The organism is Paractinoplanes lichenicola (assembly GCF_016785085.1).
GTDB classification, from domain to species: domain Bacteria; phylum Actinomycetota; class Actinomycetes; order Mycobacteriales; family Micromonosporaceae; genus Actinoplanes; species Actinoplanes lichenicola.
This window is the reverse complement of the sequence record NZ_JAENHO010000013.1, coordinates 147,701-161,694: the sequence shown is the minus strand read 5'-3', so window position 1 is coordinate 161,694 and position 13,994 is coordinate 147,701. Positions and strand designations below refer to the sequence as shown.

At 75.3% G+C, this 13,994-nt stretch carries 1 pseudogene (cut by a window edge); it reads left to right on the top strand.

Annotated elements, in window-relative coordinates:
• Positions 1–107: 107 nt before the first annotated feature.
• Positions 108–13,994: pseudogene (locus JKJ07_RS38160) on the top strand (type I polyketide synthase) (its annotated part continues 20,277 nt past the right edge of the window); the annotation flags it as partial.

The following is a 13,994-nucleotide window of genomic DNA, read 5'->3' as shown; positions in this document are numbered from 1 at the left end:
ACTCCTAGTGTTTTGGCTGCGTAGCGGCCATGTGGTGACTCGCGCCCGGCTCCATGAGCAGGGGTGGGCCGGACGCGGGCTCGGCGAATCCGGAGGGTGGTCAACGGGTGGCGAACGAGGAAACGCTCCGGGACTATCTGAAGTGGGTGACCGCCGATCTCCATGCGGCTCGCCAGGAGATAGCGGCCCGCGACGAGGCCGATCAGGAGCCGATCGCGATCGTGGCGATGGGCTGCCGGTTCCCGGGCGGGGTGAGCACGCCCGAAGGGCTGTGGCAACTGGCCGCCGACGAGGTCGACGCGGTCTCCGAGTTCCCCCTGGACCGCGGCTGGGACGTCGAGCGCCTGTTCGACCCCGACCCTGGTCATCGCGGCACCAGCTACACGCGCGGTGGCGGGTTCCTCGACGATCCGGCCGGGTTCGACGCCGAACTGTTCGGGATCTCCCCGCGCGAGGCGCTGGCGATGGACCCCCAGCAGCGGGTTCTGCTGGAGCTCGCCTGGGAGACCGTCGAGCGCGCGGGCATCAGCCCCACCTCGCTGGCCGAGCAGTCGGTCGGGGTGTTCGCCGGTATGAGCAGCCTCGACTATCCCGCGCTGCTGGCCGCCAGCGACGTGTCCGAGGACGTCGAGGGCTATCTGAGCACCGGCAACGCCGCGGCTGTCCTCTCCGGACGGATCGCGTACGCCCTGGGGCTCGAGGGCCCCGCGGTCACGCTGGACACGGCGTGCTCGTCGTCGCTGGTCGCTCTGCACCTGGCGGTGCAGGCGCTGCGTGCGGGCGACTGCACCTTCGCCCTCGCGGGCGGTGTCACGATCATGTCGACGCCAGGCGCGTTCGTGGAGTTCAGCCGCCAGCGCGGGCTCGCCGCCGACGGCCGGTGCAAGCCGTTCGCCGCCGCCGCCGACGGGACCGGGTGGGGCGAGGGGGCGGGCCTGCTGCTGGTCGAGCGCCTCTCCGACGCCCTGGCCCACGGCCATCCGGTGCTCGGCCTCGTCCGCGGGTCGGCGGTCAACCAGGACGGGGCGTCGAACGGGCTCACCGCGCCCAACGGCCCGTCGCAGCAGCGTGTCGTCCGCGCCGCGCTCGCCGCGGCCCGCCTCGCCCCGGCGGAGATCGACGTCGTCGAGGCGCACGGCACCGGCACCTCCCTCGGCGACCCCATCGAGGCGCAGGCCCTCCACGCCACCTACGGGCAGGGGCGCAACCCCGACCGACCCCTATATTTGGGCTCGATCAAGTCCAACATCGGCCACACGCAGGCGGCCTCCGGGGTCGCCGGGATCATCAAGATGGTCATGGCCATGCGGCACGGCGTGGCGCCGCGGAGCCTGCACATCGACCGGCCGACCCCGCAGGCCGACTGGTCGACCGGAACGATCGCGCTGCTGGAGCAGGCGCGTCCCTGGCCCTCGACCGGCCAGCCCCGTCGCGCCGCGGTGTCGTCGTTCGGGATCAGTGGGACCAACGCGCACATCGTCCTGGAGCAAGCACCCGTACGAGCCGACGACGCGCCGCCGGCCCAGCCTGCTCCCGTCGTCCCCCTGCTGCTCTCGGGCCGCACCGAGGACGCGCTCCGGGCGCAGGCCGCCCAGCTGGCCGAGGCGCTCGCGGCCGACTCCGCCCCGCCGCTGGCCGACGTCGCCCGCACCCTGCACATCGGCCGGGCCGCCCTCGAGCACCGTGCCGTCATCGTGGTGGGAAAAACCGGGCCGGCCGCCCGCCTGGCCGACCTCGCGGCGGGCCGGGGCGTCGCCGAGCTGGGCGGGATCTCCGTCGGCCGGGCCGCGCCCGTACGGGCCAAACCGGTCCTGGTCTTCCCGGGTCAGGGCTCGCAGTGGGTGACGATGGCGACCGAGCTGCTGGCCCAGTCACCGGTGTTCGTCGAGAGCATGACCGCCTGCGCGGCGGCGCTGGCCGAGCACGTGGAGTGGGACCTCATGGAGGTGCTCTCCGACGAGTCCGCGCTGGAGCGCGTCGACGTGGTGCAGCCCGCGTTGTGGGCGGTGATGGTCTCGCTGGCCGCATTGTGGCGCGAGCACGGCGTCGTCCCGTCGGCGGTCGTCGGGCACTCCCAGGGCGAGATCGCCGCCGCGGTGGTCGCCGGGTCGCTGTCGCTGGCCGACGGCGCGCGGGTGGTCGCGCTGCGCTCGCGTGCCCTGCGCGCGATCGCCGGCAGCGGGGGGATGGTGTCGGTCGCGCTGTCGCCCGCCGAGATCGGGCCTCGCCTCACCCCGGGCCTCTCGATCGCCGCGGTGAACGGGCCCGCCGACACCGTGGTGTCGGGCGACAACGACGAGCTCGACGCCCTGATGGCAGCGTGCGAGGCCGAGGGCACGCGGGCGCGACGGATCCCCGTCGACTACGCTTCGCACTCCCGCCACGTCGACCAGCTGGCCGACGAGCTCGTACGGGCCCTGGCCCCGGTGACGCCGGTGCGCGGTGACATTCCCATGTTCTCGACCGTGACCGGCGACTGGATCACGGGGACCGAGCTCGACGCGGCGTACTGGTTCAGGAATCTGCGCGAGACCGTGCGCTTCGCCGACGCCGTCGCCGCGCTGGCCGGGCAGGGGCACCGGTTCTTCGTCGAGGCCAGCCCGCACCCGGTGCTCTCCTTCGGCGTGGCCGCCTCGGCGCCCGACGCGGTGGTGCTCAACACGCTGCGGCGCGACCACGGCGGCCTCGAGCGGTTCGTCGAGGCGCTGGCCGAGGGCTGGGTGCACGGCCTGCCCGTACGGTGGGATCCGCTGGTCGCCTCCGGCCGGCACGCCGACCTGCCGACCTACCCCTTCCAGCGCCGGCGCTACTGGCCGGCGCCCGGTCACGGGCACGGCGACCTCACCGGCAGCGGGCTCACCGGCGCCGACCACCCCCTGCTCGGGGCCGTGGTGTCGCTCGCGGAGGGCGACGGCCTGCTGCTGACCGGCAGGCTCGCGCTTTCGACGCACCCGTGGCTCGCCGATCACCTGGTCGGCGACGCCGCGCTCCTTCCCGGCACCGCGTTCGTCGAGCTCGCGGTCGCGGCGGGCGACCAGGTGGGCGCGGCCGCGGTCGAGGAGCTGACCATCGAGGCGCCGCTGGTGCTGCCGGCCCGCGGTGGCGTTGCCGTGCAGGTCACCGTGGGCGGCGCCGACAGCGACGGGGCCCGTCCGGTCACGATTCACTCCAGGGCCGACGGCGCCGACCCCGACGCCGGCTGGGTCCGCCATGCGGGCGGCACCCTCGCCGCGCGTCCCGGCCGGTCCTCGGCGCTGCCGGCGAGCTGGCCGCCGCCCGGAGCCCAGACGCTCGACGTCGACGCTCTCTACCCGAGCCTTGCGGCCACCGGCCTGCACTACGGGCCCGCGTTCCAGGGCGTACGGGCCGCATGGCAGGACGGCGAAGCGGTGTATGCCGAGGTCGCGCTCGCCCCTGAGGACGCCGGCGACGCCGCGCGCTTCCGAATCCACCCGGCGCTGCTCGACGCCGCCCTGCACGCGGTAGCCCTGGCCGGCAACGACGGCGAGCGGTCGGCCGCGATGCTGCCGTTCTCGTGGTCCGGGGTGACCCTGCACGCCTCCGGCGCCACCACCGTACGCGTCCGGCTCACCTCCGCCGGGGAGGACAGGCTCGCCGTCGAGGTCGCCGACACCGCCGGCGCCCCGGTCGCGACCGTCGACGCCCTCGTGCTGCGACCCGCCGACCCGGCCACGATCGGTGCCGCCACCGACGCCGACCGCGGCCTCTTCCGCCTCGACTGGGTGCCGGTCGACCCGCCCGCCGAGATTCCGCAGCAGACCTGGACCGCGGTCGAGGACGCCGAGGACCTCCGCGAGCTCGCCGGACCGCCGTCGACGCTGCTGTGGCGGGCCGCGCCCGCGCCCGACCCGCACACCGCCGCGCACCGTGCACTTGCCGTGCTGCAGGCGTTCCTCGATGCCCCGGGCGAGCACCGCCTGGTCGTGCTCACCCACCGAGCGGTCGCCGACGGGACCGGCGACGCCGAGATCGTGCTCGCCGACGCTCCGGTCTGGGGTCTGGTGCGCTCGGCGCAGTCGGAGAACCCGGACCGGATCGTCCTGGTCGACACCGACCGTCCCGTCGCGCTCGTCGAAACCGACGACCCGGCCGTACGCGCGGCCGTCGCGACCGGTGAGGCGCAGCTCGTCCTGCGCGGCTCCGCGGGGGCGGTCAGCACCCCGCGCCTGCACCGCGCCACCATCGCTGCCGCTGAGCCCACCCCGCTGTCGCTCGACCCCGACGGCACTGTCCTGATCACCGGCGGCACCGGCACGCTGGGCGGACTCGTGGCGCGGCACCTCGTCACCGGCCACGGCGTACGCCACCTCGTCCTCGCCGGCCGGCGCGGGCCCGACGCCGACGGGGCGGGCGACCTGGCCGCCGAGCTGCGCGAGCTCGGCGCGACCGTCGACCTGCCACGCTGCGACGTCGCCGACCGGGACGCCCTGCGGGCCGTCCTCGACGCGATCCCCGCCGAGCATCCGCTGACCGGCGTCCTGCACCTCGCCGGTGTGCTCGACGACGCGACCATCGGTTCCCTCGACCCCGGCCGGGTCGACACCGTGATGCGCCCGAAGGCCGATGCCGCCGCCGCGCTCGACGAGCTGACCCGCGACCACGACCTCGCCGCGTTCGTGCTCTTCTCCTCGGCCGCCGCCGTGTTCGGGTCCGCCGGCCAGGGCAGCTACGCCGCGGCGAACGCCTACCTCGACGCCCTCGCCGCGCGCCGGCGGGCCACCGGCCGGCCCGCGACGTCACTGGCGTGGGGCCTGTGGGCCGACCGCAGCACGATGACCGGGCACCTCGGCGACGCCGACATCGCCCGGCGCACGGCAGCCGGCGCCGCCCCGCTGAGCGCCGCCGACGGCCTGGCCCTGCTCGACGCGGCGCTGACCGGGCCGGAACGGGAGAGGTCGCTGCTGGTACCGATCCGGCTCGACCTGGCCACGGCGCGCCGGAACGCCCGCGACGGGGACGTCCCGCCGATGCTGCGCGACCTGGTCCGCGTCCCCACTCGTCGCGCCGCCGCGGGCACCGCCGACGGCCCGGGGCTGTCCGACCGGCTCGCCCGCCTCGAGCCCGCCGACCGCGAGCGGGAGATGCGGACCCTCGTGCGCGAGCACGTCGCCGCGGTGCTCGGACACACCGGATCGGCCGCCATCGACGACAACCGCGCGTTCCGGGATCTCGGCTTCGACTCTTTGACCGCCCTCGAGCTGCGCAACCATCTCGCGGCCAGCGCCGGCACGCGGCTGCCGGCCACCCTGGTCTTCGACCACCCGACGCCGGCCGCGCTGGCCGCACACCTTGTCACCGTTCTCGTCGGCGACGACGCCGTACGGTCCGGCGCGGACGCGATGCTGACGGCGCCCCCGGGCCCGGCCGACGAGCCGATCGCGATCGTGGCGATGAGCTGCCGGCTTCCCGGCGGGATCGCCTCGCCGGAGGACCTCTGGCGGCTGGTCGCCGAGGGCCGCGACGCCATCGGCGACCTGCCCGACGACCGCGGCTGGCCGATCGAGGACCTCTACGACCCCGACCCCGACCACGCCGGCACGTTCTACGCCCGCGCCGGCTCGTTCGTGCACGACGCCCACCACTTCGACCCCGGCTTCTTCGGGATCAGCCCGCGCGAGGCGCTCGCCATGGACCCGCAGCAGCGGCTGCTGCTCGAGGCCACCTGGGAGGCGTTCGAGCGCGCGGGCATCGACCCGGCCGCGGTGCGCGGGCAGCGGATCGGGGTCTTCGCGGGCGTCATGTATCAGGACTACGGCGCCCGGGTGATGGCGCTGCCCGAGGGGCTGCCCCCGGAGCTGAGCGACGTCGAGGGCTACCTCGGCAACGGCAGCGCCGGCAGTGTCGCCTCCGGCCGCGTGGCCTACACCTTCGGCCTCGAGGGGCCCGCCGTCACCGTCGACACGGCGTGCTCGTCGTCGCTGGTGGCCCTGCACCTGGCGGCGCAGGCGCTGCGCTCCGGGGAGTGCGACATGGCCCTGGCCGGCGGGGTCACCGTCATGGCCACCCCGGGCACCTTCGTCGAGTTCAGCCGGCAGCGGGGGCTGGCCGCCGACGGCAGATGCAAATCGTTCGCCGGCGCCGCCGACGGCACCGGCTGGGGCGAGGGCGTGGGGCTGCTGCTCGTGGAGCGACTCTCCGACGCCCGGGCCCGCGGCCACGAGGTGCTCGCCGTGGTGCGCGGCTCGGCGGTCAACCAGGACGGCGCCTCGAACGGGCTCACCGCCCCGAACGGGCCCGCGCAGCAGCGGGTGATCCGCCAGGCCCTGGCCAGTGCGGGCCTGTCCCCGCGCGACGTCGACGCCGTCGAGGCCCACGGCACGGGCACCACGCTCGGTGACCCCGTCGAGGCTCAGGCGCTGCTCGCCACCTACGGCCAGGACCGGCGCGGACCGGATCCGCTGTGGCTGGGGTCGGTGAAGTCGAACGTCGGCCACACCCAGGCCGCCGCCGGCGTCACCGGCGTCATCAAGATGGTGATGGCCCTGCGCCACGGCCAGCTTCCCCCGACGCTGCACGTGGACGAGCCCACCCCGCACGTCGACTGGAGCGAGGGCGCGGTCGCGCTGCTCACCGAGGCTCGGCCGTGGGTGGAGAACGGGCACCCGCGCCGGGCCGGCGTGTCCTCCTTCGGGATCAGCGGCACCAACGCCCACGCGATCATCGAGCAGGCGCCGGCCGTCGTCGAGCCCCCGCAGGCGCTGCCCGTCCCGGCGAGCCCGGTGCTGCCATGGCTGCTCTCAGCCCGTACGCCGCAGGCGCTGCGAGCCCAAGCGGCGCGGCTGCGTGCGGCCGTCGACGCCCCCGACGCGAGCCCTCGCGACCTCGCCTACTCGCTCGCCACCCACCGGGCCCGCCTGGAGCATCGGGCCGTGGTCGTCGGAGCTGGACTCGACGATCTGCGCGACGGTCTCGACGCGCTCACCGACCAGCGGCCCGACCCCCGGGTCGTCGAAGGCAACGCGGCCGCCGTACGCGACCGGGTGGCGTTCGTCTTCCCCGGTCAGGGTGCGCAGTGGGCAGGGATGGGTGTCGAGCTGCTCGCTACTGAGCCGGTGTTCGCGGAGCGGATGCGGGAGTGTGCGGCTGCGCTGGCTGAGCACGTCGAGTGGTCGTTGTTTGATGTCCTGAGCGATGCGGCGGCGCTCGAACGTGATGATGTGGTGCAGCCCGCCGCGTGGGCGGTCATGGTCTCGCTGGCTGCGTTGTGGCAGTCCCACGGGGTGACGCCGGCCGCGGTGATCGGTCACTCGCAGGGTGAGATCGCCGCCGCGGTGGTTGCTGGTGCGCTCGATCTGGCTGACGGGGCGCGTGTTGTCGCTCTGCGCAGCCGGGCGACCGTGGCGATTGCCGGGCGTGGTAGCATGGTGTCGCTGCCGTTGAGCGTCGAGCAGACCCGCGTACGGCTTGAGCTGGCTGGTGTGGGTGCGTTGTCGGTGGCGGCGTACAACGGGCCCGGAGCGACTGTCGTTGCCGGTGACCTCGACCTGCTCGACACGTTGCTGGCGAGTTGCGCGGCCGACGGCGTACGGGCTAGGCGGGTGCCGATCGGGTATGCCTCGCACACCTCGCACATCGAGGCGCTGCGCGAAGAGGTGCTGGAGGTTCTCGCGCCGATCCGGCCGCGCCGTGGGAACGTTCCGCTGTTTTCCACGGTCACGGGCGAGCTGCTCGACACGTCCACGATGGACGCCGAGTACTGGTACGACAACCTCCGCGAGGCCGTCGCCTTCGACGCCGTCGTACGCACCGTCGCGGCCGACCACCAGGCTTTCATTGAGGTCAGCCCGCACCCGGTGCTGACCGTGCCGATCGCCGCCATCCTCGAGGACGCGCGGGTCGACGCCCCCGCACTCGGCACGCTGCGCCGCGACCAGGGCGACCTCACCCAGGTGGTGACCGCGCTCGCCGAGGCTCACACCCAGGGCGTCGCGGTCGACTGGTCCCCCGTCGTGGCAGGCGGGCGCCGGGTCGCGCTGCCCACCTACGCGTTCCAGCGCGAGCGGTTCTGGCTCGACCTGCCCGGGCCCACACCCGCCAGCGTCACGCGCACTGACGAGGCCGAGGCCGGGTTCTGGGCGGCGGTCGACCGGGCCGCCCTGCCCGACCTCGCCCGCACCCTGCACGTGAACGAGAGCTCGCTGGCCGACGTGCTGCCCGCGCTCGCCGCCTGGCGCAGCGGCCGACGCCTCCGGCGCACCGTCGACGCGTGGCGCTACACCGTGGCCTGGCGCCCGGTCACTGGCCGCGCCGCCGGCTCGCCCACCGGCACGTGGCTGGTGGTCACCACCCCGGACGCCCCGGAGCGGCCCGAGCTGCCCGGCGCCGTCACCGTCGAGGTCGGCCCGGGCGTCACCGGCCGCGATGCGCTCGTCGAGGCCCTCCGCGAGCCCCTGGCCACTCAGCGGTTCGACGGAATCCTCTCGCTGCTGGCGCTCGGCTCGCCCGACCCCGCGGCGAGCACGCTCGAGCTCGTTCGTGCCCTCGCCGAGCTCGGCCGGCCCGCGCCGGTGTGGATGCTCACCCGCGGCGCCGTGGCGACCGGGCCCGGCGACGCCGTCGACCCGGCCCAGGCGCAGGTGTGGGGTCTCGGGCGGGTCGCCGCCCTCGAACACCCCGACGGCTGGGGCGGCCTGGTCGACCTGCCCGCCGGCACCGGCCTCGGCGGCCGGCCCGGCGCCGCCCTGCTGGGCGCGCTCGGCGGCACCGAGGACCAGATCGCGATCCGTGACCGCGGCCTGCGCGCCCGCCGGCTCGTCCACGCCCCGCTGGGCGACGCCGCGCCCGGCCGCACCTGGACGCCGCGCGGCACGGTGCTCGTCACCGGCGGCACCGGCGCACTGGGCGGCCACGTCGCGGAGTGGCTCGCCCACCACGGCGCCGAACACCTCCTGCTGACCAGCCGGCGCGGCCCCGACGCCGAGGGCGCCGACGCCCTGCGCAAGCGCCTGACCGCGCTCGGCGCCCGGGTCACGATCTCCGCCTGCGACGTCACCGACCGCGACGCCGTGGCCGCCCTGCTCGCCGGGATCGGCGAGGACATGCCGCTGAGCGCGGTGGTGCACACCGCGGGCGTGGGGCAGGACCAGCGCATCGAGGACGTCGACCCGGCCGAGCTCGAGCGCGTGCGGGCCGCCAAGGTCCACGGCGCCGAGCACCTCGACGCCCTCGCCGGCGACGCCCTCGACGCGTTCGTGCTGTTCACCTCGAACGCCGGCGTCTGGGGTGGAGGCGGGCAGAGCGCCTACGCCGCGGCCAACGCGCACCTCGACGCGCTGGCCCTGCGCCGGCGGGCCCGAGGCGCCCGCGCCACCGCCGTGGCCTGGGGCGCCTGGGGCGGCGGGGGAATGGTGGCCGGTGGCGCCGAGGAGCAGCTGCGCCGTCGTGGCGTCCTGCCGATGGACCCCGAGCTGGCCATCGGCGCGCTGGTCGCGGCCGTCGAACACGACGAGACCACCGTCGCGGTCGCCGACGTCGACTGGGAACGCTTCGTGCTCGGCTTCGTCTCGGCACGGCCCAGCCCGCTGCTGGCCGAGCTGCCCGAGGCCCGCCGGGCCGTGAAGACGGCAGAAGCCGCTGCGGCACCCTCGGCGGCCGCCGACTCGGAGCTGGCCCGCGACCTGGCCGGCCGCTCGGCCGACGAGCAGACCCATCTGCTCGAGGAGCTCGTACGCGCCACCGCGGCCGCCGTCCTCGGGCACACCGGGATCGAGGCGGTGGCCCGGGAGCGCGCGTTCCGCGACATCGGCTTCGACTCGCTGACCGCCGTGGAGCTGCGCAACCGGCTGCACGCCCGGACGGCGCTCACGCTGCCCGCCACGCTGGTGTTCGACTTCCCGACCCCGGCCGTGCTCGCCGAGCACCTGCGCGGAGAACTGCTCGGGCTCGCCGCCGCGCCGGTCGTGCCGACCCGCGCACCTAGCACCGCCGGGACCGACGACCCGATCGCGGTGGTCGCCATGAGCTGCCGCTTCCCCGGCGGCATCGCCAGCCCCGAGGACCTGTGGCGCCTGGTGACCGGCGACGGCGACGCGATCACCCCGTTCCCCGGCGACCGGGGCTGGGACCTCGAGGCGCTCTACGACGCCGACCCCTCGCAGGCCGGGACGAGCTATGTGCGTGGCGGCGGCTTCCTCGACGCGGCGGCCCACTTCGACGCCGACTTCTTCGGCATCAGCCCCCGCGAGGCCACGGCGACCGACCCCCAGCAGCGGCTGCTGCTCGAGACGGCGTGGGAGGCGCTGGAGCGGGCCGGGATCGACCCGACCTCGCTGCACGGCAGCCGGACCGGCGTGTTCGTCGGCTCCAACAGCCAGGACTACGGCTCGCTGACCTGGGGCATCGACGCCGCCACCGAGGGCTACCTGGTCACCGGCAACGCGGCCGCCGTGATGTCGGGACGGATCTCGTACGTGCTGGGGCTGCAGGGTCCCGCGCTCACCGTCGACACCGCCTGCTCGTCGTCGGCGACGGCGTTGCACCTGGCCTGGTCGGCGCTGCGGGCCGGCGAGTGCTCGCTCGCGCTGGCGGGCGGGGCGACGGTGATGTCCACCCCGGCGACGTTCATCGAGTTCAGCCGTCAGCGAGGCCTGTCGGCCGACGGGCGCTGCAAGGCGTTCTCCGACGACGCCGACGGCTTCGGCCCGGCCGAGGGCGTCGGGATGGTCGTCCTCGAACGCCTCAGCGACGCCCGCCGCGCCGGCCATCCGGTCCTCGCGGTGCTGCGGAGCTCGGCGATGAACCAGGACGGCGCGTCCAACGGGATCACCGCCCCCAACGGGCCTGCGCAGCAGCGGGTGATCCGCCAAGCCCTAGCCGACGCCGATCTCGCGGTGGCCGACGTCGACATGGTCGAGGCCCACGGCACCGGCACGACCCTCGGCGACCCGGTCGAGGCGCAGGCGCTGCTGGCCACGTACGGGCAGGACCGGCCGGAGGGGCAGCCGCTGCTGCTCGGGACGGTCAAGTCCAACATCGGCCACACCCAGGCCGCGGCGGGCGTCGCCGGGGTCATCAAGACCGTCCTCGCGCTCCGGAGCGCCTGGCTGCCCCGCACCCTGCACGTCGGCACCCCGTCCACCCATGTCGACTGGAACGCGGGCGCGGTCGAGCTGCTCACCGAGCCCACGACGTGGCCCGACCGCGGCCGGCCGCGCCGCGCCGCGGTGTCGTCGTTCGGGGTGAGCGGAACCAACGTCCACCTCATCATCGAGCAGGCCCCGGAGCCGGAACCCGAGCAGGCTTCGCAGCGTTCCGTGGCACCGGCCGGCCCCCTGCCGGTCCTGCTCTCGGCCCGGAGCGAGGCCGCGCTGGCCGAGCAGGCGGCTCGCCTGTCCGCGTACCTGTCGGAGCATCCCGAGCGGCCCCTGCTCGACGTCGCCACCACGCTGGCCCGCCACCGGGCGCACCTCGAGCACCGGCTCGGCCTGCTCGCCACCGACCCGGCCGAGCTGACCGCAACCTTGACCGCGTACGCCGAGGGCGCCGTCCCTCCCGCGGTGCTGTACGCGACCGCCCGTGACACCCACCGGGCCGCCTTCGTGTTCCCCGGCCAGGGTGCGCAGTGGGTGGGGATGGGTGCCGAGCTGCTCGCTACTGAGCCGGTGTTCGCGGAGCGGATGCGGGAGTGTGCGGCTGCGCTGGCTGAGCACGTCGAGTGGTCGTTGTTTGATGTCCTGAGCGATGCGGCGGCGCTCGAACGTGATGATGTGGTGCAGCCCGCCGCGTGGGCGGTCATGGTCTCGCTGGCTGCGTTGTGGCAGTCCCACGGGGTGACGCCGGCCGCGGTGATCGGTCACTCGCAGGGTGAGATCGCCGCCGCGGTGGTTGCTGGTGCGCTCGATCTGGCTGACGGGGCGCGTGTTGTCGCTCTGCGCAGCCGGGCGACCGTGGCGATTGCCGGGCGTGGTGGCATGGTGTCGCTGCCGTTGAGCGTCGAGCAGACCCGCGTACGGCTTGAGCTGGCTGGTGTGGGTGCGTTGTCGGTGGCGGCGTACAACGGGCCCGGAGCGACGGTCGTTGCCGGCGACCTCGACCTGCTCGACACGTTGCTGGCGAGCTGCGCGGCCGACGGCGTACGGGCCAGGCGGGTGCCGATCGGTTACGCCTCGCACACCTCGCACATTGAGGCGCTGCGCGAAGAGGTGCTGGCGGTGCTGGCGCCGATCCGGCCGCGCCGTGGTGAGATCCCGCTGTACTCCACGGTCACCGGCGAATTGCTCGACACGTCCAGAATGGACGGCCAGTACTGGTACGACAACCTGCGCGAGACGGTGGCGTTCGAGACGGCCACCGCCGCGGTCCTCGCCGGCGGAACGCGCGTGTTCGTCGAGGTCAGCCCGCACCCGGTGCTGACCGTCGGGGTGACCGAGACCGCCGACGCCACCGGCACGCCGGTCACCGCGCTGGGGACGCTGCGCCGCGACGACGGCGGGACCCGGCGCTTCCGCACCGCGCTGACCGAGGCCCACGTGCACGGCGTGGCGGTCGACCTCACACCCGTGCTGACCGGCGGCCGCCAGGCCGACCTGCCGACCTACGCCTTCCAGCGCCGCCGCTACTGGGCCGAAGGTGCCGTCGCCACCGACGTCACCACCGCGGGCCTGGAGGCCAGCGACCACCCGCTGCTCGCCGCCGCCATGCCCCGCCCCGCGGCCGAGGGCGACGAGCCGGGCGTCGTGTGCACCGGGCTGCTGTCGCTGCGCACTCACCCGTGGCTGGCCGACCACGCCGTCGCGGGCACCACGATCCTGCCCGGGACGGCGCTGCTCGAAATGGCGCGCCACGCGGGCGACCTCGTCGGGGCCGGTCACGTCGCCGAACTGGTCGTCGAGGTGCCCCTGCTGATCCCCGGCACCGGCGCGGTGCAGGTGCAGGTCACCGTCGAGGCACCCGCCGCCGGGCGCCGCGAGGTCGTCGTGCACGCCCGTGAGCAGGGCGCGGGCGACGCGCCGTGGACCCGGCACGCGGCGGGCACGCTGACCCCCGAGCCGGCCGGCCCCGCCGCGTCCGACCTCGTCACCTGGCCACCCGCCGGGGCCGAGCCGGTCGACGTGTCAAGCCTCTACGACACCTTCGCCGCCGCGGGGTTCCGGTACGGACCGGCCTTCCAAGGGCTGCGCCGCGCCTGGACCCGCCCCGGCCGGCCCACCGAGGTGTTCGCCGAAATCGCCCTCCCCGAGCACGCCCGGGCCGATGCCGCCCGCAGCGGTCTGCACCCGGCGCTGCTCGACGCGGTGCTGCACGCCAGCACGCTGTCACCGGACGCCCCCGACGACGGCGCGGCGCGGCTGCCGTTCGCGTGGACGGGCGTCACCCTGTGGGCCACCGGAGCCATCTTCGTCCGGGCCCGCCTCGTCCACACCGGCCCGGAGACGGTGTCGCTCGAACTCGCCGACCCTGACGGCGCCCCGATCGCCGCGATCGAGAGCCTGACGTTCCGGGAAGCAGCGGCCGGGTCGCTCGCCCGCACCGAGTCCGGCGGACCGATGCTGCTGCGCGAGGAATGGGTGGCGCTCCCCGCCGGCCACGCCACCGCTCACGAGCCCACCGGCTGGGCGGTGCTCGGCCACCTCGACCTGCCCGGGGCCAACGCGTACCCCGACGTCGCGACCCTGCTCGCCGACGCGCCGAGCCACCCCGCCCCCGAGGTCGTCGTGGTGGCGGTCGCCGACGAAGTGCCTGCAGCGACCCGGGAGCGTCTCGGGACCACCCTCACCACGCTGCAGGAGCTGCTGCGGGCCGACCTGCCTGCCGAGGCCTCGCTGCTCGTGGTGACGCGCGGCGCCGTCGCGGCCCGATCCGATGAGGCACCCGACCCGGCCACGGCCGCCGTCTGGGGTCTCGTACGGTCGGCCCAGTCGGAGAACCCGGACCGGATCGTCCTGGTGGACCTCGAACCCGGCGCCCCGGACCCCGAAAGCGAACGCCGCGCGCTGGCCACGGCCGCTGCCGCCGGGGAACCGCAGCTCGCGATC